We start from the raw sequence: 22,144 nt of genomic DNA on the forward strand, positions 1-22,144 counted from the left end.
TGCTCCAATTTTTAATCAAGCCGCTTATTCACCATAAAGAAACGGGGGCCATGGCCCCCGCAAAAAGTGATCACAAGAATAATTTAATACTGAATATGCTAGCTCAATCGAGGACCTGCTAACTTTCTCCAAGAGAGTTTGCTGCGCAAATGCCCAGGCAAAACCAAAAGAACCGGGGTCACCAGTAACGTCAGGAGTGTGGAGAAGGACAATCCATAGACGATAGCACTGGCCAGTTTGACCCAGAATGATGCGATTACACCGTCGACCACAACATTTCGTCCTACCATGTCGACACTCACACCTAGGGCTAGCGGCAACAAACCTAAAATCGTCGTCGCAGTAGTGAGAAATACCGGGCGTAACCTCTGCGTGGAAGCTTTGAGGGCCGCCTCTGCGGGGCTAAGGTTAGGCTCACTTTTACGTACAAAGTTATAGGTATCGATCAAAACAATATTGTTGTTAACCACAATCCCCGCGAGGGCAACGATCCCTACTCCAGTCATGATGACACTGAAGGTGCTCTGGCTAAGTAACAAACCCAACATCACACCAATCGTCGACATAATCACCGAAGACAAGATCAGCAATGACTGATAAAAACTGTTGAATTGGGTTACCAACAGGATGAACATCAAAAACAGTGAAAGTAGAAAAGCCACCCCTAGAAACTGAAAGGACTCACTCTGCTCTTCATCCGCACCGCGAAATAATAACTCCACGCTTGGATCTACCGGATTCTGCTCAAGCCAAGCCCGGATTTCTTTGACCTTATCGTCTGGCAACACACCCTCCTGGGCGTCAGCTTTTACTTGCATGCGGGTAATGCCGTCGATCCTTTCAATTTTGTCTACTTTCGGCATGGCCACTGTATGTACAAAGCTGCTGATAGGCACTGTACCGCGCGGAGTGTTGACCTTGAGTTGATCAAGAGCGGCTATACCGCGAGCACTCTGCGGGTAACGAATACGAATATCCACCTCTTCATCAGTATCATCGGGGCGGTATTCAGCCACTCGCACACCGTTGGTTACCAGCTGAACCGCTCGTCCTACTTCAGTCAGATCAGCTCCATACAAGGAGGCCTTGGCACGATCCACCCGCACCTCCCACTGAATCCCTGGCAGTGGTGCAGTATTGACTATATCTCGTAAACCACCGAAATCATCTTCCATTGCCCGGTGTAGTCGCCAAGTCTCGGCCAATAATTTTTCATAGTTCTGCCCGCGTAGCTCTAACACAATATCTTTGCCAACTGGCGGGCCGCCTTCCATTACGTTAGCCGTAACCTTGATCCCTGCAAAATTTGCTGTGCGCGCACGAATATCTTCGAAAACTTCCCGGCTGCGCCGCTCGCGCTCTTCAGCCGGCAGCAGCTCCACCAACATATTGGCAATCTGGTCCGGGGCACGATCGGAGTTACCGGAAATTCCACCGGAACCGATTGTCGTGTGCGCTATACGTACTTCTGGAATACTCAGGACCGCTTTTTCCACTTGGGCGACCAGCACTTTCTTCTCCGCCATGGAGAGATTGCCCTGCGCTCTAATCTCAACATTGCCGTACTGCTCTTCGGTCTCGGTGAAAAATTCAACCCCGGCACCAAAGCGGCCAAAAGCAATAAATATGCAGACCAAGAGAACAATTGTGGTGCTAAAGGCCATCCCTGGGCGACGCAAGACAAAAGCCAAGAGGCGGGCATAGTAACCGGTAATTCCCGGTAGGAGCGTGGGCTGCCCCTCCTCTAACTGCTTTAAGTAACTACGCGTTGAAGCTGTTAAATTACTTTTGCCAAATAAAGCGCCCAGCACCGGAGCAAAAAACAGTGCATAGAGCAGTGATCCCGCTAATACCGCAAAGACAGTCACCGGCAGGTAGCGCATAAACTCGCCGACCACTCCCGGCCACAGCATTATCGGAAGAAAAGCGGCGAGCGTAGTTGCCGTTGAGGCGACAACCGGCCAAAACATACGACTGACCGATGCGATATAAGCGTTACGAGCACTCAAACCCTCTGCCATTTTTCGATCGGCAAATTCGGTAATCACGATGGAACCATCAATCAGCATACCGAGGGCCAGTAACATGCCGAACATCACCATAAAATTAAAGGAGTACCCCAGATACCAGGTGACGATAGAACCGAACAGCAGCGAGAATGGCACTCCCAATCCAACCAGAATGCCTGAGCGGAAACCCAGGGCAGCCACCACAATAATCATTACCAGCAGCATTGCGGTAAGAATATTGCCCTGCATTTCACTGACCATATCCCGCGCAAAGTTGGACTGGTCAAAAACAAACTCCACTTTTACGCCTTGGGGTAAAGCTCCCAGCTCCTCTTGCACAACCGATCTGACCCGATCTGCCACATTTACGGAGCTGGCGTCATTGCGTTTCTCGACATTAATAGCGAGACCGGGGCGACCGTTGATGCTGGTAAAACTCACAGCATCCTTGAAGGTGCGGCGAATATCGGTCACATCACCCAGGGTAACAACGCCATCTGCCGAATTCTTTAACGGGATCTCATAAACATCCTGTGCACTCTCAATCAGGCCGGGAACTTTGACAGAAAAGCGCCCGCGATCCGTATCCAATTCTCCTGCGGGAATCAGCAAGTTATTACCCAGCACCGCGTTAATCAGCTCTGCACTGGTCACCTGATAGTGTTCCAGGCGCACCGGATCAATAGTTGCCTCAACTACCTCTTCGCGATTACCGTGTAGATCTGCGCTCAATACATCGCTGATATTTTCTATTTTGCGCTTAAGTAACTGGGCACTACTGAGCAGTACCCGCTCACTAACTTTTTCCCCAGAGAGGGTAACCACAATGGTGGGAAAAGGTTGCGCCGATGCCTCCTCAACGGTGGGTTCTTCCGCATCCCTTGGCAGCTCTGCACGGGCCCTCTCCACCGCGTTGCGTATATCATCCACCGCATCATCCACATCAATTGCGGAGTCAAATTCCACCACGATATAGGCCAGGGACTCACGGGCGACTGCAATCACCTCGACAACTCCCTCGACCGCACGGATTTCCTGCTCCAAGGGGCGCACCAAAAGGCGCACGCCATCCTCGGGAGAAATCCCCTCATGGGTAACCTGCACCATAACAAATGGCGGATTCACTTCAGGGCTAGATTCAATTGTCATAGCACCGCGGGCCACAAGCCCCACTAAGACAATCAGCAACATCAGGCAAATGGCACTGCGATTGCGCGCAATCGCATTCTCCAATAATTTCATCGCTAGTTACCTTCCTGATCATCCTGTGCACTGGGCACTGAAACCGGCTCAGGGGTGATATCCACAGGCTGGGATTGCACACTGAGTGCAGGTTCTGGTGGAGACATTTCCACCTTGACAATATCGCCCTGGCTCACATATTCCTGACCGACGGTGATCAGAGTAACCGGGTCCGGCAGGCCACTGACCCAAACACCCCCGTCTCCATCACCCACCAAAGTGACATTGATAAAATCGACCCGATTGTTTTCATTGAGCACCCGCACACCCAGTGTGCCGCTGTCATCCAGAGTCAGTAGTGAGGAGTTAATATGGTGTGCCAGTATTTCACCGGTGGGCAGAGCCAAGCGACCACTTAAACCACCGCGCAGCAAGTTGCCGGGATTATTCACTGCCACCTCGACACGGTAAGCGCGGGTGATCTCTTGAGCCTGCTGGCTGATGTAACGCAATTTACCCTGAACCGGAATACCACGTTGTAATTCTGCACTGGCCGGGCCCGCGGGCACTAAATTGCCCACTTGATTCTCGGAGACCTCACCAACTACCAGAATTGGATCCAAATCCAGCAGGGTCGCACATTCTTCTCCCCGGCGAATAAAATCACCCAGCTCTACTGCGCGCTTATTGACCACGCCGGCAAAAGGCGCGCGGATTTTCAAGTTATCCACCATCACCTTGGCCGAGGTGAAATCCGCCTGCGCTTGCGCCAGAGCAACATTCTGCTGAGCCATGGCCGTATCGGACTGCAAGCCTTTCTTTTTTAGCCGCTCAGCGCCAGCATAATCCAGACGCGCTTTATTGAGCGCGGCTTCGGCCAGGGCCAGTTTTTCCAGACGGTCCTCCGCTTCGATTTCACAGATCACCTCACCCTGTTGTACTTGGCTTCCCTCTGGCACTGGCAGCCGGGCTATAACACCATCCAGTTCCGCTCTCAGGCGCACGCTGCGATTTGCTTCGGTATGCCCATTGACCAACACCCGTGTCGCGTAGGACTGAGCCTCAATCCGCCGGGCCTGAACCCGCATCGCCGCCTCGGGAACAATCCCCGCTTTTTCGGCGGAATTCGCACTCTCACTATCCTCTTCAGGTAGCAAAACTCCACTGAATAGCCAGGCAAGGGCCAGTAGGGTAACGAGTAATGCGATTCGATAATTTCGGTTAGACCAGATAGATACCAGTGCACTCATAAATAGAAACCTGTCAGGCACAAATAAAGCGGCCGGCAGCAACGCTGGCGCAGTGTTTTGAGTAGGCCAAATTTTACACAGCCCAGTCCTATTCCTAAATTGAATTTTCAGAGAAATAGACCAGCTGACAAGGCTGCGGGGCCGGTAACATCAGTCGATGTCTGAGTAAATTGAGTATAAGAAGGGGCAGGTGCTTCGCGTGGAGCAAAGAGGGGAAATCGGTCAGACTGTCTTCACAGGGCACTCCGACCGCATCATTTAGTGAGAATTAAGACAGCATCGATTCCAAAAAGCCCAGCATATCTGACTCATCATCAATCAGTTCACCGGAACCAAATTCCGCATTCCAATCGAGAAGTATTCTGGCCAGAGCCCTTGCCTGTTCGGCCAGGGCAACTAACTCTTCGCGGCTATTCTTCGGCCCTGTGTAAAGCTTTAATTTGCGATGGCTGTCGGCCAGTTGATGGCTGGGGTACTTAGAGCGATACACTTCCAACTTCCAGCGCAGCGAATGCACCATATTGCGATAAAACGTCAATTTTGTTGGCAACTGCAGCAGAGTGAAATCTTCAAGATCCCCAAACAGGGAGCAATCGAGCCCGAGCACCTGGGTCTCGCGGCTATTGTGCGCAGCAAAAATATTCGCGCTACGAGGCTCTGCCAACAACATAGAGAGGTCGCCAAATAATTCCCCTGGGCGAATAACCGCCAGGGGACGCTCGCCATTAAGCCCACTGCCCTCCACTTGAACCTGCAGTTCTCCCCGCAAAAGGAAAAAAACCCACTGATCCACGTCGCCGGCGCGCAGCAGCTGTTCACCAGGTTCCAAACTCAAAAGTCGGGAGCGCTTTAACAATACATCGTACTGCCACTCACTGGCCGCACGAATATCTCGAAACAGATGAATGACGTTAAGAAGCTTATCGACAGCTTCCCGCGGATAGTCAATAAGGGGCTTGGTTTCCATAGATACCGCAAAATTAGTGAAAACTTTTCCATTTTTTCTAAAAGTGTGGCCGATGCCACTTAGCGATGCCGGATTCTAAACGATATCGATCTGCCACACACATCGTTGGCTATGACAATCGTTTCCCACTCGGCACCCGCGATCCTGCGAAGGGGGGCATTCTAACCTCTCCAGGCTTGAACTCCATTCCAGTTGCAGTAGAGTTAGGCGAAGTGTTGAGTACAGTGTGCTCACTCACACTTTGAATGCGCACTATTTCATCTGATTTGTGTGCACCGGGGAGGGACACCTCAATCTTAATTACCGGGACCCGAGTGTCCGGACATGCAGACACCATAGAACAATGAAATCGATAAAAATTGTCTTCTCACTTTGGGTGTTAACATTTGCTGTAACTACCTCAGCTGCACCGCTCTTAAATGGCCTTGCGCTCGAACAACAATTTAACAAAGAACTCTATATAGCCGCTGTCTACTCGGAGAGTCTTTCCAGTGATTCAGCCGGCCTTTACAACCCAGAGACACCGCGACGCCTGGAAGTACGGGTGCTCGCCAAAAGCCTGCCCGCGCGCCGTTTCCGCAACCAGTGGATGGAAAGTATCGCCATCAATAACCGCGGTGACACCCTGAGCAGTCAGGCGGAGGATATGGTGACCTTTGCCAACCTGTTTAAAGGCCGTCTGCACCGCGGGGACCAGCTAGCCATCGATTTTGCCGCCGACAGCGGTATCACTTCGGTTTCCCTGAATGGCATCACCCTCGGTGAGATAGCCAATCCGGATTTCTTCAATACCCTGCTGCGCGCCTGGATCGGCCCTGTCCCCCCCTCGACAGATTTTCGTGACGGACTGCTCTCTGCCGGAAATATTCCCGACTCCCTGCGCTCCACTTTTGAGAGCCTAGAGCCCAGCAGCGAGCGGATCGCCGAACTGCAGTTGAAGTTGATTAGCCAAGAGGAAGCCCTGGCGGCGGCGCAGGCACCACAGAAAGAGGAGGAGCTATCCAAGCCCACACTGGTTGAGGTGGATCTCGCCCCGCCCACCATGACTCTGACTCCGGCAAGCTCCGAAGTGTTGGAGGTGGCCGAGCAAATCACAGAGCAGGTAGCTCAGACTGAAGCCACCGATGGGCTCTCACAGACAGAGGAAGCCCCCCTGCAGCAGGAAAACGAAAGTAGCGGCGAGCCTATCCAACTAGCCGCAAACAGCCCCGAGGATATAGCGCTGGCAGAAATGGGTGAGGAGTTTGAGGAGGAAGAAGAGGCCCCCCTAACCGCCGGTATGATCTTGGCTCGCCAAATTTACACTTCCAATCTACTGCGCCACACCTACCGTCATATTCGCTATCCGAAACGCGCCCAGGAGCGGGGCCAGGAAGGTAGTGTGCGCCTGAATGTGGTTATTAACACCCGCGGCGAAGTAGAGGAGATTCAGGCAGTGCAAGAATCCCGCTTTGGAACTCTCAACCGTGAAGCTCGCGCTGCGGTAGAGAGAGCGGCGCCATACCCCGCAGTACCCTCCCAGCTGGGCGAGGAGACTTTCAGCTTCTCACTGCCGATTACCTTCAATCTACCCGACTGACCCACTCTTTCGCAAAAGCCCCACTCTGTGGGGCTTTTTACTAAGAAATTTCGCTAAATTTGTAACTCCTAACCAAATTAGCCAAGCCACCATCTGCCGCAATCCATCCGCCGCTAAACGCAGCCCTCTTGCCCAACCTTACTGTCCCCTTTTACCATGTACGTTTGATACAACTGTGCAAAATTTAGCCAAAAGAGCCGAAATGAAAAAACTATTACTACCTGTCGCTATTGCAGGCATTCTCGCCGGCACCCAGCTGTCACTAACAGCCCACGCCCACGATCACAGTGGCTCCAGCCACCATAAGGCCACTGCTGAACAGCAGCAGCTCACTTCCGGTATCGACCTCACCGCGATGGATACTAGTGTTCGCCCACAGGATGACTTCTTCGCCTATGTAAACGGCACCTGGCTAAAGAACACCGAAATTCCAGCAGATAAATCCCTCTGGGGCGGCTTTACAACCCTGAGAGACAAAAGCACAGAACAAGTTAAAACGCTGATCATGGAGGCCAGTAAAGGCGCCAGCAGCAAAGATGCCAAGCAGATCGGTGACCTCTACAACAGCTTTATGAATGAAAAGCTGATTGAAAAGAAAGGCATTACCGCCGTCTCCTCCGAACTCGCCAAAATCGACGCAATTAAGACCCGCAAGGATCTGACCAACTATTTCGCCTACGCTGATATCGCCGGCTACGACGTACCCTTCGGTGGCGGCATCTACCAAGACCTGAAAGAGGTCGAAAACTATATTTTCTACCTGTGGCAGGCCGGCCTGGGTATGCCGGACCGCGACTACTATTTCGAAGATACCGAGAAGAGCAAGGGGCTGCGCAAGGCCTATAAAGAGTATCTGGTAGAAATCCAAAAGTTAGGCCAGCTGGATAATGCCGAAGCGTTCTCCAAGAAAATCTTCAAGCTGGAAGAGAGCCTCGCCAAGCATCACCGTACACGCCTGGACAACCGCGACCCCGAAAAGTATTACAACAAGAAATCCACTGCGGAGCTGAAAAAGCTGATGCCCGCAGTTGACTGGAACAGCTACCTAAGCGCAGCCAAACTGGCCAAGGCTGACAGCTTTATTGTGGGCCAGCCCGAGTACCTGGAAGCCGCTAATCAGATCATTGTCGACACCGATATGGCCACCTGGAAGCGCTACCTGAAAGTCAAGGTACTTTCCGCCATGGCGCCTTACATGCACAGTGAGATTGCCCAGGCACATTTCGATTTTTACAACACCAAACTCCACGGCGTAGAGCAGATGGAACCTCGCTGGAAGCGCGGCACCCAGTTTGTGAATGGCGCAGTGGGTGAGCTGGTCGGCAAGCGCTACGTTGAAAAGTACTTCCCACCGGAAGCTAAAGCGCGTATGACTGTGCTTGTGGACAACCTGAAAGCCGCCTACCGTGAATCCATCGAGTCCTTGGAGTGGATGGGTGAGGACACCCGCAAACAGGCATTGTTTAAGCTGGAAAACTTCACCACCAAGATTGGCTACCCGGACAAGTGGCGCGACTACTCCGCCCTCAAGGTAGATGCCGATAACCTGGTGGGCAATGTGCTGGCAGCCAATATGTTTGAGGCCAGTTATGATCGCAACAAACTGGGCAAGCCCATCGACCGCGGTGAGTGGGGCATGAGCCCACAGACCGTGAATGCCTACTACAACCCGGCAATGAACGAGATCGTGTTCCCCGCAGCAATTCTGCAACCGCCATTCTTTAATATGAATGCCGACGATGCAGTGAACTACGGCGGTATCGGTGGTGTGATCGGCCATGAAATCGGTCACGGCTTCGATGACAAGGGCAGTAAATTCGATGGCAAAGGCTACCTAAATAACTGGTGGACTGACTCTGACCGCAATAACTTTGAGAGCCTTACCAGTAAGCTGGTCTCTCAATACGACGCCTACGAGCCCTTAGAAGATGAGCACATCAACGGCAAGCTGACTCTGGGTGAAAACATCGGCGACTTGTCCGGCCTCGGCATCGCCTATAAAGCCTACAAAATGTCCCTGAACGGCAAAGAAGCACCGGTCATCGACGGTTTCACCGGCGATCAGCGCGTATTTATGGGCTGGGCACAGGTTTGGCGTAGCAAGATCCGCGATGAAGCTCTGAGCGGCCGTATGAAGGTGGATACCCATTCTCCTGCTGAGTACCGAGTGAAAGGGGTCCTCCCCAATATCGAAGCTTTCTACGAAGCTTTTGATATTAAAGAAGGTGACGGTATGTACCTGCCGAAAGAGGAGCGCGTGAAGATCTGGTAATCGTTGGCAATAATCCTGCCATCTGTTACCGGCTTTCCGCTCTACCGGCCGCCCCGGCGGCCGGTTTCTCTCAATATTTTCCTCGAAGTTTCCCTCTCTCCTAATATTTCCTCATTCTTGTACCATCCATTTCATCAACACTACAGGATGGACAAATCTTTGCCGCAATAGCTTAAGATGGATGGCGTGCTTTCATAAGAGATACCACCAATGGCCCATCGCACCCAGTTCCAACTGCTTGCCAGCCGCCGCTTTCTGCCCTTCTTTATCACCCAGTTTTTAGGTGCCTTTAACGATAACGTATATAAAAATGCGTTGATCGTGATGATCGCCTTTCGCTTGGTGGAAAGCGAAGCCAATGCTCTAATTAATATCGCCGCCGGCCTGTTTATACTGCCGTTTTTCCTATTTTCCGCCTCTGCAGGTCAGTTGGCGGACAAATTTGATAAGAGCCGCTTAATTAGACTGATCAAGCTGGGAGAGATCGTTATTGGCTCCCTCGGTATAGGTGCGCTTTATAGTGGCAGTAATCTGCTCTGCCTTGCCGTTTTGTTCCTGCTCGGAGTGCAGTCCGCCTTCTTTGGCCCGGTGAAGTACGCCATCCTGCCACAATCCTTGAAACGCTCTGAACTGGTCGGTGGTAACGCCCTGGTAGAGATGGGTACTTTTGTTGGTATCCTCGCTGGCACCATTGTGGGCGGCCTACTCGCCGGACTGACCGGGCAAGGGGAACACGGTCTCTTCTACCTCAGCCTGATTATTATGGGGGCCGCGATATTCGGCTACTTGGCAAGCCGCTGGATTCCTCAAAGTCCAGCGCCCTCGCCAAATTTGCATATCAACCCAAACCCCATCACCCAAACCAACAAAATCCTGCGTACTACCGCCAAAACCCCATCAATTTTCTATGCCATTATCGGCATCTCCTGGTTTTGGCTATTGGGCGCGGCTTATCTGACGCAGATACCCAGTTTTACTAATAATGTACTGGGGGGAGATGAATCCCTTGTCACCCTATTGTTGTGTGCCTTTACCGTCGGTATTGCCCTGGGCTCCATGCTGTGCGAGCGCTTATCCAACGGCCATATCGAATTGGGCCTAGTGCCACTGGGTGCCGCCGGTCTCACCATTGCCGGAATCGCCCTTTCCAGTGCCGGGGGGAGCTTTCAGGAACTGCAAGAGCCCACCTTAAGCGCTTTCTTCAACAGCAATGGCGCCCTCACTATTCTTACCTGCATCGTATTGTTAGGTATTTTTGGTGGCCTCTACATTGTGCCTCTCTACGCTATGATGCAAGACCGATCGCCTCGAGAAATTCGCGCACAGATTATCTCGGTCAACAATATTCTTAACGCGCTGTTTATGGTTGTTTCAGCGCTGCTGGGTATTTTGTTCCTGAATATCCTAGGAGCCACGATTCCACAGTTTTTCCTGGTCATCGCCCTGATGAACGCCGCCGTAGCTATCTTTGTATTCACCAAGGTTCCCGAATTCGCGATGCGTCTACTTATCTGGATGCTCTCCCACACAATGTATCGGGTTAAGCATCAAGGGTTAGAGCAGATTCCCGCAGAGGGACCAGCCCTGATCGTGTGTAACCATGTAAGTTATGTGGATGCCCTACTGTTAGCCGGCGCCGTACGCCGCCCAATACGCTTTATCATGTATAAGCCGATTTACGAAATCCCGGTACTGCACTTTATCTTCCGCACTGGGCGCGCCATTCCCATCTGCTCCAAGTCACGGGATCCTGCAGGCTATGATCAGGCATTCAAGGACATTGAGCAGGGTTTGCAAGATGGTGACCTGCTATGTATTTTCCCAGAGGGACAACTCACTAAAGACGGAGAGATGCAACCGTTTAAAGCCGGCATTGAAAAAATCCTTGCGCGCACCCCTGTGCCAGTAATCCCCATGGCCCTACGCGGACTTTGGGGCAGCTTCTTCAGTCATAAAGGTGGACACGCCTTCACCACCCTGCCAAAGCGCTTCTGGTCCAAAGTCAGTGTCGTGGCAGGCGCTCCGATTGAAGCGCCTGAAGCCAAGGTAGAGGCATTACACGATGAGGTACTGGAGTTGCGCGGGGAATTAAAATAGATCAACACATATTTTGGGGCTGGGATAACACCAGCCCTGTCATCAAAACCCTTACACGCCAGGATATTTGACCAGACCAAGGCTACTGTAGTCTTACTGCTGTCCTATGCTTAACCAAACTTCCTTCAATGTAACCCCATCTTCAGAACCCTATAAAGCACGGTGACCGAATACGGGTCTAACAAGGAATATGCGCAGCGTCACTCAACAAATATGAATCCCCGGCTGATAACCAATCAGATATAGGCTGCCTCATGTAAGGAAGTGGCAATGGCTCGACAGAATCAGTTTCAGCTATTGGGAAAACGCCGCTTCCTCCCTCTATTCCTTACTCTGATCACTGTCTATTTCAATAACAATATCTTCAGAAATGCTCTCTTAGTTATTCTCGCTTTCCAGCTGGCAAAAAACGAAGCCAATACTCTGATCAATCTGGCAACCGCACTTTATCTTTTACCTTTTTTCCTTTTTTCTATCACAGCGGGACAATTGGCAGATAGGTTCGATAAAAGCAAATTTATTAGGCTGATTAAGCTGCTAGAAATCCCCATTGTACTTCTGGGGGCTGTTGCGCTATATGCCAACAGTAAGATTCTAAGCTTCTTAGTTTTATTCCTATTAGCAACCCACGAGACTTTCTACGGCCCTGCCCGCTATGCAGTTATGCCCCAACACCTGAAACGAAAAGAACTGATGGGTGCTAATGGGTTGGCACAAATGGCAATTTTTGCTGGCAGCCTTAGCGGAGCAATCGTAGGCGCTCTACTTGCAGATTTTATCAAGCCGGGACAACATGGGGTTTTATATCTTAGCCTTGTCATGTCTGGTATCGCAGTTTTTGGTTATTTAAGCAGCCGCGCAATACCTCCAGCACCACCATTGTCACCCCGCTTAAAAGTGAATTGGAACCCAGTAAAGCAAACTCTGAAAATTTTACAGCAAACAATAAAGAACCCTTCGGTTTTTTATTCCATCATCGCCTGTTCTTGGTTTTGGTTAATCAGCACAACTTTTATTGCGCAAATTCCCAGTTTCACCAAAAACACTCTGGGCGCCAGCGAACCTGTGGTTACCCTGATGATTTGCTGCTTAACAATTGGTATTTCGCTTGGATCCCTTATGTGCAACACCTTATCTCGAGGTCGCATTACACTTGGCATAGTACCCATCGGTGGCCTTGGGATAACTCTGGGCGGTCTTGGCCTGGGTTTTAGTGCACTAGGTTTTCATACTATATCTGGAGCATCCATATCAGAATTTATGATGAGCGACAACGCAGTTTCAATTTTGCTCTACACAGTATTGGTGGGTTTCTCCGGGGGGATCTTTATCGTGCCACTCTATACCATCATTCAAGACCGGGCAGAAAAGCAAATACGCGGACAAATTCTTGCACTGAATAACATGTCCTACGCCCTATTCGTTGTCATAATCTCAATAGTCAATATTATATTGCTAGATGCGGCAAAGATATCTATCACCCAACTTATAATATTCCTTGCAATTTTAAATCTCCTTGCATTAATTTTTATCTGTTTCAAATTGCCCGAGCTGTTAGTGCACCTAACCACCTGGGCCTATACAAATATCGTGGCTCGAGTGCAAGGAGAAAACTTGAAACTGATACCAGAACAAGGAGCCACTCTCATCATCTGCACGTCCATGAATTACCGGGCACCTCTAATCCTATATGAGATAATACCGCGCCCCGTTCGTTTTATCTTACCGCAATCATTATTCAATCATAAAATAATACGCTTTGCCCTTAGCAATGGGGGCACACAACCTATAATTTACAACTCAGAAAAAACAGAAAAGAATATCAACCTTCTCAACAAAATAGAAAACGCAACAAAAAAAGAGGAACTTTTGTGTCTATTTATAGACAAGCAAGATCATTCAAGTTCAATCATGAAAAGAAGAAAACAGTTATGGGGCATATTTAAGAATCATAAAGTTCCCATTATTCAAACCCTATTGCAGATCAAGAAGACAAAAATCCAGTTAAGCAGAAGAACATTATTAACCTTAAAAAACATTTACAAAGACGACGACATTTAAAAAGAAAACCTACAAAGACAGCCTCACCATTTAAGGATAAAGACCTCAAAAACCACAACTACTCTTTTACAATAACAATCAACACTATAAAACCAGATTTCATCTACTAGTTGGCAGCAGTTCCTTCTACTCTCCAAGCATCCACTGATTCAGCTTTACCCTATGCTATTAGTTACTCACTTTTGCACTGATACAATGGTTTAGTCACTGGATTTGTTCAAGGGAAGCAACCCAACTAAAGAAAGGCGCCAATGGCCCAGCAAAACCAATTCACCCTTTTTACCAAGCGCCGCTTCCTGCCACTGTTTCTCTCACTGATCAGTGCCGCCTTCAACGACAATATTTTCAAAAATGCACTCCTGGTGATGCTGGCATTTCGTCTGGCGGAGTCCGAGGCTAATGCCTTAATCAATCTCGCAACGGGCTTTTATATACTGCCGTATTTTCTCTTTTCGGTAACGGCCGGCCAGCTAGCGGATAAATATGACAAGAGCCGAATTATTAGGATATTGAAGTTAGCGGAAATATTTTTTGTCTTGCTGGGAGCCTATAGCCTTATTTATAACAACCAGATCCTGAACTTTATTGTGTTGTTTTTAATGGCAACACACACCGCTATATTCAGCCCTGTGCAGTATGCCCTACTACCCCAACACCTCAAGCGCAGCGAGTTGATGGGAGGCAATGGATTGGCACAGATGGCTTCCTTTGCCGGGGTGTTAGTCGGGACTATTGCCGGTACCCTACTCGCCGGTTACACAAAACCGGGCCAACCGGGACTAGAGGAATTGGGAGCCATCATGGTTGTAATAGCCGTCTTAGGCTATCTTGCCAGCCGAATGATCCCACAAGCACCTCCCCCGACCCCAGACTTGCGCATAGACTGGAACCCCGTATCCCAAGCTTGGCGTATAATGCGGCTAACGGTTAAGAATCCATCAGTTTTTTACGCTATTCTCGCCTGTTCCTGGTTCTGGCTGGTCAGTTCAGCCTATCTGGCACAGGTGCCCAGCCTCACCAAGAATGTACTAGGCGCGAGCGAGCCAGTTATTACCATTATTCTGTGCTGCCTATCCATTGGTGTGGCGGCGGGCTCCCTGATGTGCGAAGCACTCTCCAGAGGGCGCATCACATTTGGCATAGTACCTATCGGCGCCTTGGGGATCACTCTAGGTGGGCTGGGCCTCGGTATAACCACTGCACAGTTTGACACCTTGTCCGGGGCATCTATCAGCGAATACCTGCAAAATGATGGCGCTTATGCCGTACTCATATATACCGCTTTACTGGGCATATTTGGCGGTATCTTCATTGTACCGCTTTATACAATCATGCAGGACAGGACCGACTACGCTGTGCGTGCGCAAGTCCTATCCCTAAACAATGTTTTAAACGCCCTATTTATTGTACTGATCTCGCTGCTTAGTATTTTTTTTCTCGACGTACTGAAAATTACAATTCCGCAGCTATTTATCCTGATGGCTCTGGTGAACTGTACAGTAATGGCTTTATTGTTTTTCAAACAACCAGAGTTTATTGTGCACTTACTTGTGTGGCTTTCCTCGCATCTATTCGCCCGTACCTCCTACGGAGAACTCAAGCACATTCCCGCCACAGGAGCTGCATTGCTAGTCTGCAGCCCAGCAGCCCGGCTGGCGCCCCAACTGCTTATGGATACTCTGCTGAGGCCGATTCGCTTTATTCTGCCCCAGGGGTTTGATCAATTTCCTTTGCTGCGATTTATTTTTAACAATTACAGTCTTGCGCCCATTTTTTACGACGCAACAAGAGAGAAAGAGAAGTTCACAGCGGAAATACGTCGAGCTGTAGGGAATGGTGAATTAATCTGCTTCTTTCCCGTTAAAGATCACTGTGACAGTGAATTTACTGATATTGAAAGACAACTAAAGGAGGTCTTAACGCATACGGCCACCCCCATATTCCCCCTTACTCTGAAGGGATTGCACGATGAGGTTTCAGGCAGCCCCAATCATAAAAAAATGCGCTTTTTCCCCAAAGTACATATCAGCGTAGGGCAGCCTATTGCAGCGAAGGATATAAACAAATCAGCCTTAGCTGAGTAACTCAGCAAAAGTGTTACTTAATTCATCGATTTAACCAGCAGCCACTAACCACCAGTAAAAAATGTGCCTTATTCAAACCCCAAATTCAGAGTTTAGTCGCGCTCAAGTCCAGCAACAGCTGCGAACTCCACACCCAAATAGGGTAATTGGCATATTCAGATTCTAAGTGGAGCTTCTTTAGCAAAAAAATACCCGCTTCTAGGAGCGAGTATTTTCAATACTTTCAGGCTGTGTTTTATTAAGCAACCTTAGCTGGAGCCTCAGTAGAAGCACTCCCCTTTCTCATCAGCCAAAGCGCTCCGATAAGCACCAAGGCTTGCAAGCCAATCCCCTGCCAAGTTGGGTAAATACCCAGCCAGTCGAAGCTAAACTGCACCGGCAGCGGTGAAATACCAATCCAGGCTGCCTCCTGCAACGCGGCAATTGCCTTGCCTGCCAGTACGAATGACAGTGCCAGCAATACATAAGTGGTCACGCTGAAGAATTTACCGATCGGCAGGCTCACCGAGTAACGCACTAGGGCAAAACCAATCACCGCCAGTAAAACTACACCAGTGCCAATCCCTGTCCACAAAGTGCCATAATGACCTGCAGAAGTCTGCGCCAGTAGAGATTGATAGAACAGGATGGTCTCGAAGATCTCACGGTAAACTGCGATAAATGTCAGCCCTGTAATACCCCAAAGGGCACCGGTACTCAGGCTACGGTTGATACTTTCACGGATATATTTCTGCCACTCGTCCGCTTGTGTTTTGCTGTGCATCCAGAAGCCCACATAGAAGAGCACTACCGCGGCCAGCAAGGCGGCCACGCCCTCCATCACCTCACGACCGGCGCCACTAATGGTGATCAGTGTTTGCGCCGCAATCCAGGTGGCAAAGCCGGCGGCAAAGGCACCTACCCAGCCCACATGCACAAATTTGAGGACATCGCGACGGCCAGTTTTTACCAGGATGGTAGTCAGAGCAATCACCACCAACAGCGCCTCCAACCCTTCACGCAGAAGAATCACCAGACTGGCAATAAATAGAGCAGCACCAGACAGGTTGCCCTCCTGCATTAGCGACTCCGCTTGAGCTAGTTGCTGCAGGATTGTCTCAATCTGCGCCCGAACCTGTTGGGGATCGCTATCGGCATGGAGTTGCGCGCGCAATCCCAGCAACTCACGCTCAGTGGCCAAGCGCAGGTCTGCATCCAGAGAATTCAGGGAATTTTCCGCCATCTCAAAACCATCGAGATAGGCGCTGATAGCCAGTGTACGAGCTTTGGCGAAGTCGCCCTGTTGATAAGCCAGCAACGACGCCTGTAACTGTGTGCGCGCCACATCAATGGGAGTGTTGCCTAGCAAAGCCTCTGCGGTAAACAGCACACTCGGATCAGCGCGTAGAGCCGCCACCGTCTTCGAGGAAATTTCCGGACGATCATTGCGCAGCACCTGTGGGCTATACATCACCATATCTTGCAAGCTAGGTTTCTCTTCCGCAGCCGGGTCGCTTTCACCGGCAAATGCCAAGCCACCCACGTAAAAAGCGAGAGACCAGCGCTGCTGCTCGGTGAGGTTAGCAAATGCAGTCATGGCGGTGCCATCAATACCATTGCTGATCGCATCATAAAGCCCCAACAGAGAACGATTATCAGCGCGCTCGCGCTCGTGGAAATTGGTCGGCGCAGGCTCCAGATTCGCGGCCAGGGGGCCGTCGCCGTGGCCCTCCGCACCGTGACACGCAATACACTGGGCCTGATAGAGCGCGAGAGTCTCTTCAGTACTGACTAATCCACTTGGCAGTGATAATGCCGGAGCAATAGCTAGCAACCCCTGGCGCAAACTGGCTGTGTGCACCTGCACTTCATCAATATCCGCTTTGCGCTGGATCGCCGCCTGTAAGGCCTGGGCCTCTGAGCGAATAACACTGGCCTCGGTGGAATCTTTTAGCTGCTGCCCACGGTCGATCAGCAGCCCGGCGAACTCCTCCATTTCAGCATATTCGTCGGCATTGATGATCTTGCCTCCGGCCACAGCCTCCGGGTAATCAACGCCAATATACTCTGCCATTTGCATCAACTGGCGCAGTTCCTGCTCTGAGAGCCCCCCCTGCTGGGCCTGGGCGGGGATAATCGAAATGGCCAGCAACGCTAAAAACAAGCGAGCCAGATAGTGGGAAAGGCGCATGGAGTGTCCTTTTCAGTTGCTACAAACAATATTCGTTATAAAGCGCACAATATTATTGATAATCATTCTCACAATAAACCCCATGCTTAAACTCACCTATATTCATTGAGTTGAAAAAGCCTTGCTTTTTACATTGCCCACAATTAAATTGTGCAAAACTTAAAAAGCGGAGCACACCATGACAGACCTTTACTCAATCCCCGTAAAGACCGCCAGCGGCGAAACCACTTCCCTTGGGGACTACAAGGGCAAACTGATCCTTGTGGTAAACACTGCCAGCAAGTGTGGATTCACCAAGCAGTACAAAGGACTCGAAGCCCTCTACGATCAATATAAAGACCGCGGCCTAACCGTGCTTGGCTTCCCCTGTAACCAGTTCGGCAAACAGGAACCCGGCAGTGACGATGAAATCCAAGAGTTCTGTGAACTGAATTTTGGCGTCAGCTTTCCCGTTTACGCCAAACTCGATGTCAATGGCCCCACGGCTCACCCACTGTTTGTGGAGCTGAAGAAAAGAGCACCGGGCCTCCTTGGCACCGAAGGCATCAAGTGGAACTTCACCAAATTTCTGATCAGTAAGGATGGCAAGGAAATTAAACGCTACGCCCCAAAAGACACCCCTGAGTCCCTGCAGGAAGAAATCGAACGGATGTTGTAACTGTGATTTGCGACGAAGATTCCGAGCTGGCTCTCAACCGCCAGCTCTGTTTTGCCCTCTACGCTGCCTCCAGGGCTATGACGAAAGCCTATCAGCCCATGCTGCAAGACCTGGGCATCACCTACCCCCAGTACCTTGTGTTGATGGTGCTCTGGGAGTGGGCACGTGAAGATGAAAACTGCGAAGTCGAAAAGGACGGAAAGGATAATGAGAGAAGCCTCGGCGCTCTTGGGCAGCGCTTGATGCTCGATTCCGGCACTCTCACCCCCCTCTTGAAGCGCATGCAGGAACATGGACTGGTAGAGAGAAAACGCGCTCCATGGGATGAACGGGTCACCCTAGTGACTGCCACCAGTGCTGGGCTGGCATTAAAGCCCCGGGCCAAGCAGTGGGTGCAGCAAAACATCCAAAACTCAGCCATTACTCGTACTGAGGTGAAACAGCTTCACGGTGACCTCTGGCAATTTCTAAACAAGCTGGAAGGTAGCAATCCCATAGGGACTGCAAAGTAGAAACATTATTTTCCTCATCTCCCCCGGGAACCTTCATCCTTGGGGCAAACACCCCAAGAGAGAAAACAAGCCAACAAATAGCATAATTATTAGGACGTAATTACCCATAAAAAACGATTTGAATGAATATTTAGGATGAGTATTGACCTCAAGCTTAAAAAACCTCCATAATATGCGAAATCCAGTCCGCTGCCGGTATCGCCACACATGAAGACTGACAACTGTACTTTTCAGCCTCGCCATTTCGCCCTAGCTTCCTCGCTACGACTGCCCTTGCGCGGCATATAATTTTTCTCCCCCCCACCCTCAACAGAATTCCCAACTTTATTTGGACGTTGCGTAGACAGCGGCGAAGCCCCTTGTTTAGCCTCGAAACAAATAAGGAGAAAAAACAGAAATGAGCACCAAAAAAGATAAGTTAGTCATTTTTGATACCACTCTGCGCGATGGAGAGCAGAGTCCCGGCGCCTCTATGACCAAAGAGGAGAAGGTGCGCATAGCCCGTATGCTGGAACGCATGCGTGTAGATGTGATTGAAGCTGGCTTCGCCATTGCCAGCCCCGGAGATTTTGAAGCTGTTCAGGCGGTTGCCGAAGCCGTGACCGAGTCTCGTATCTGCAGCCTCGCTCGCGCCGTCAACGCCGATATAGTGCGCGCCGGAGAGGCCCTGAAAAAAGCCAACGCCTCGCGTATTCACACATTTATCGCCACCTCCCCAATTCATATGCAATACAAGCTGCAGATGGATCCGGAGGATGTGCTGCAGCAAGCGGTGAAAGCCGTAAAGACCGCGCGCCAGTTTACCGACGATGTTGAATTCTCCCTGGAGGATGGCAGTCGCTCTGAACCGGAGTTTATGTATCGCATTATCGAGGCGGTGATCGCCGCCGGTGCCGGCACTATCAATATCCCCGATACTGTCGGTTATGGTGAACCGGGCGAGTACGGTGCCATGTTCCGCCGGGTTATCGAGAGTGTCCCCAACTCCGACAAAGCCATCTTTTCTACCCACTGTCACAACGACCTGGGTCTGGCGGTGGCCAATTCCCTGTCCGCCGTTATGAACGGCGTACGCCAGGTAGAGTGCACCATCAACGGCTTGGGTGAGCGCGCCGGCAACGCCTCTCTGGAAGAAATCGTGATGGCGGTACAGACCCGCCAGGATCTCTACCCCGTACACACCGGCATCGACACCAGCCATATTGTGCCCACCTCACGCATGGTCTCGTCGGTAACCGGCTTCCCGGTACAACCCAACAAGGCCATTGTCGGTGCCAACGCCTTCGCCCATGAGTCCGGCATCCATCAGGACGGGGTACTCAAACACCGCGAAACCTACGAAATCATGCGTGCCGAAGATGTGGGTTGGGGGCAAAACCGCCTGGTGCTCGGTAAACATTCCGGCAGGGCCGCGGTACGTGCCCGCTATGAGGAGCTGGGCATCGCCTTTAGCGATGGCGAAGAGTTCCAACTGGTATTCCAGCGCTTTAAGGAACTGGCCGATAAGAAGCACGAAATTTTCGACGAGGATCTGCACTCTCTGGTGGCCCTGCGCGAGGAACCCGCCGAGCGCTTCAAGCTGCTCGACCTGGACGTACGCACTAAAATCGGCAGTGCACCACAAGCCTTTATCGAACTATCCATCGATGGTGTGCCCCACCAGACTGAGGCTCAAGGCGGCGGACCTGTAGATGCCACTTTCAAAGCTATCGAGCATATCGTGGATAGTGGCGCAGATTTAAAACTGTATTCCGTCAACGCGGTCACCCAGGGAACAGATTCCCAGGGCTCTGTCACCGTGCGATTGGAGAGAGATGGCCGTCTAGTCAATGGTGTTGGCGCCGATACCGATATTTTGATTGCCTCGGCACAAGCCTACATGGATGCGTTAAACTTGCTCGCCATCAGTGAGAGTAAGAAACAGGGCGTGTAAGTGAACGAGCTGCAGCGAGCGGAATATTTGTCGGTACTGGGTATAGCCAGCTATGTGCCGCGCTTTGTATTACCGCTCGCTCCCGAGCCCCGCCAAGCCAAGCTGCCGCCGGCGGAGCCGGATGCCGCTACTGACCAGCCGCTGCCGTTACCTAGCAACCCCCTGCCGCAGTCTGTGGCACAGATTGTCGACGCACCGGCAACCAAGGAGCGTGATACTGTCGCGGCCGAGATCAACGCACTAACTAGCGCGACAAAAGCACAGGCTCCGGTAAAACCTACTATTGCCATACCGGTGGCGGCGCCGAGCCAGCAAGTGAAATCCTTTGTACTCAACTGCTGGCGTCTCGGCGAAACCCTGCTGGCAGTAGACAGCCACGAGCCCGGTGCCGCACTGCCACTGGAGTCTCTGTTCGGCAATATCATTCGAGCGCTTAACTGGCACGAGCTACCGCGCCAACAAGAGCGTCTGCATTGGCCAATGGCAGAAAACCGCTTCGGCCCGGCGGCAGACGCCTCGGAGGCCCGCGATACCTTTTCCAGTTGGCTCGAGGCCTCCTGCTCGCGCTATCCAGTACGGTCGATCTGGTTGATGGGGCAAGAGGCACAGGAATTCTGTACACCTCAGCCTCTGGAAAGCGATATCAACAACTGGGATGGTATACGCATCCTTCCCATGCCCAGTCTGTCGCAACTGCTACAACAGCCGCAACGCAAGCGCGAACTCTGGCAGCTGCTGCGCAAAGCCTATCCCGCAGAGACCCGCGCTCAATGATGTTGTCCAACACCAAATTGGATTTACGTCTCGCCGAGGAGACTGACTGTGCCGCTCTGGCCAATCTGGCGCTCAGTGCCCACAGCCACCCCTGGAGTGAGACACAATATCTGCAGAGCCTAAAAGACGGGCACCAGTGCTGGCTACTCAACAGCGGCAGTGAGACTGTCGCCTGCTGTGTAATCAGCCAGCTGTTTGACGAAGCGGAAATTCTCGATGTGGCCGTGGTACCCAAGTGGCGCCGGCATGGCTTGGCGGAAACGCTGTTGCGCCGCATTATCGACGAGCGACACAAAGATATCCGGCGGCTATTGCTGGAGGTGCGGGCCTCCAATCTCGCCGCGCAGTCACTCTATCGCAAACTGGGTTTTTCTGAGGATGGCTTGCGCAAGAATTACTATCCCGCGGAAAACGGCAAACGCGAGAATGCTGTACTCATGAGCCTCGCCCTGGCAGAGCCGCAACCGTAGCTTTAAACAGTCAGCGGGCGTTTTTGCCCCAAGTTTCTCGCCGAGCCATCCCACGCAGTTTTCCGCAGGGGATGCTGCCGAACCATATCTTCATTGCCTGAGCAGTATCAGAAAATCTGCCCAAAC

14 protein-coding genes are annotated in these 22,144 nt (G+C 51.3%); 10 read left to right on the plus strand and 4 right to left on the minus strand.

What is annotated here, in order from left to right; translation table 11 throughout:
- Window positions 1-98: 98 nt before the first annotated feature.
- From ACJJIV_RS07820 to ACJJIV_RS07830, 3 genes are all read right to left on the minus strand, one after another.
- On the minus strand, window positions 99-3,251 hold the full coding sequence (locus ACJJIV_RS07820; protein WP_444891346.1) for an efflux RND transporter permease subunit: 3,153 nt from the start codon (window positions 3,249-3,251) through the stop codon (window positions 99-101).
- A 2-nt stretch (window positions 3,252-3,253) separates the two neighbouring features.
- Window positions 3,254-4,441 carry an efflux RND transporter periplasmic adaptor subunit gene (locus tag ACJJIV_RS07825; protein WP_444891347.1) on the minus strand — a complete coding sequence of 396 codons (1,188 nt, stop codon included), beginning with the start codon at window positions 4,439-4,441 and terminating at the stop codon, window positions 3,254-3,256.
- 268 nt (window positions 4,442-4,709) lie between these two features.
- Window positions 4,710-5,408 carry a cyclic nucleotide-binding domain-containing protein gene (locus ACJJIV_RS07830; protein ID WP_444891348.1) on the minus strand — a complete coding sequence of 233 codons (699 nt, stop codon included), beginning with the start codon at window positions 5,406-5,408 and terminating at the stop codon, window positions 4,710-4,712.
- Window positions 5,409-5,751: 343 nt separating this feature from the next.
- On the opposite strand from ACJJIV_RS07830, the gene ACJJIV_RS07835 reads away from it, so the two are divergent.
- The 5 genes from ACJJIV_RS07835 to ACJJIV_RS07855 all read left to right on the plus strand — a co-directional run bounded on the left by ACJJIV_RS07835 (window position 5,752) and on the right by ACJJIV_RS07855 (window position 15,501).
- Window positions 5,752-6,987, plus strand: coding sequence for a TonB family protein (locus tag ACJJIV_RS07835; RefSeq protein ID WP_444891349.1), 1,236 nt, complete (start codon window positions 5,752-5,754; stop codon window positions 6,985-6,987).
- Between the two features lie 202 nt (window positions 6,988-7,189).
- The gene (locus ACJJIV_RS07840) at window positions 7,190-9,259 is read left to right on the plus strand and encodes a M13 family metallopeptidase (RefSeq protein WP_444883753.1); all 2,070 of its coding nucleotides are present in this window, start codon (window positions 7,190-7,192) and stop codon (window positions 9,257-9,259) included.
- A gap of 210 nt (window positions 9,260-9,469) precedes the next feature.
- Complete coding sequence (locus tag ACJJIV_RS07845; RefSeq protein WP_444883752.1) at window positions 9,470-11,356, plus strand: MFS transporter; 1,887 nt, start codon at window positions 9,470-9,472, stop codon at window positions 11,354-11,356.
- A 270-nt stretch (window positions 11,357-11,626) separates the two neighbouring features.
- Window positions 11,627-13,417: an MFS transporter gene (locus ACJJIV_RS07850; RefSeq protein WP_444891350.1), complete on the plus strand. Its 1,791-nt coding sequence runs from the start codon at window positions 11,627-11,629 to the stop codon at window positions 13,415-13,417.
- A 251-nt stretch (window positions 13,418-13,668) separates the two neighbouring features.
- Complete coding sequence (locus ACJJIV_RS07855) at window positions 13,669-15,501, plus strand: MFS transporter (protein WP_444891351.1); 1,833 nt, start codon at window positions 13,669-13,671, stop codon at window positions 15,499-15,501.
- Window positions 15,502-15,739: 238 nt separating this feature from the next.
- Here ACJJIV_RS07855 and ACJJIV_RS07860 read toward each other — a convergent pair whose 3' ends face one another.
- Window positions 15,740-17,671, minus strand: coding sequence for a cytochrome c/FTR1 family iron permease (locus ACJJIV_RS07860; protein WP_444891352.1), 1,932 nt, complete (start codon window positions 17,669-17,671; stop codon window positions 15,740-15,742).
- Between the two features lie 178 nt (window positions 17,672-17,849).
- Between ACJJIV_RS07860 and ACJJIV_RS07865 the strand changes: the two genes are divergently transcribed.
- The 5 genes from ACJJIV_RS07865 to rimI all read left to right on the plus strand — a co-directional run bounded on the left by ACJJIV_RS07865 (window position 17,850) and on the right by rimI (window position 22,018).
- Complete coding sequence (locus ACJJIV_RS07865) at window positions 17,850-18,329, plus strand: glutathione peroxidase (protein ID WP_444891353.1); 480 nt, start codon at window positions 17,850-17,852, stop codon at window positions 18,327-18,329.
- Window positions 18,330-18,331: 2 nt separating this feature from the next.
- Window positions 18,332-18,841 (plus strand): MarR family winged helix-turn-helix transcriptional regulator, encoded by a 510-nt coding sequence (locus ACJJIV_RS07870; RefSeq protein WP_444891354.1) that lies wholly within the window; start codon window positions 18,332-18,334, stop codon window positions 18,839-18,841.
- Between the two features lie 397 nt (window positions 18,842-19,238).
- Window positions 19,239-20,774, plus strand: coding sequence for a 2-isopropylmalate synthase (locus ACJJIV_RS07875; RefSeq protein WP_252084541.1), 1,536 nt, complete (start codon window positions 19,239-19,241; stop codon window positions 20,772-20,774).
- Entirely contained in the window at window positions 20,775-21,548 is a 774-nt protein-coding gene (locus tag ACJJIV_RS07880) for a uracil-DNA glycosylase family protein (RefSeq protein WP_444891355.1), read from the plus strand. It abuts the gene before it with no gap.
- Window positions 21,545-22,018, plus strand: coding sequence for a ribosomal protein S18-alanine N-acetyltransferase (gene rimI, locus ACJJIV_RS07885; protein WP_444891356.1), 474 nt, complete (start codon window positions 21,545-21,547; stop codon window positions 22,016-22,018). The genes ACJJIV_RS07880 and rimI overlap by 4 nt, the downstream gene beginning before the upstream one ends.
- Window positions 22,019-22,144 lie beyond the last annotated feature (126 nt).

Source organism: Microbulbifer mixtoriginis (SeqCode) (assembly GCF_052466765.1).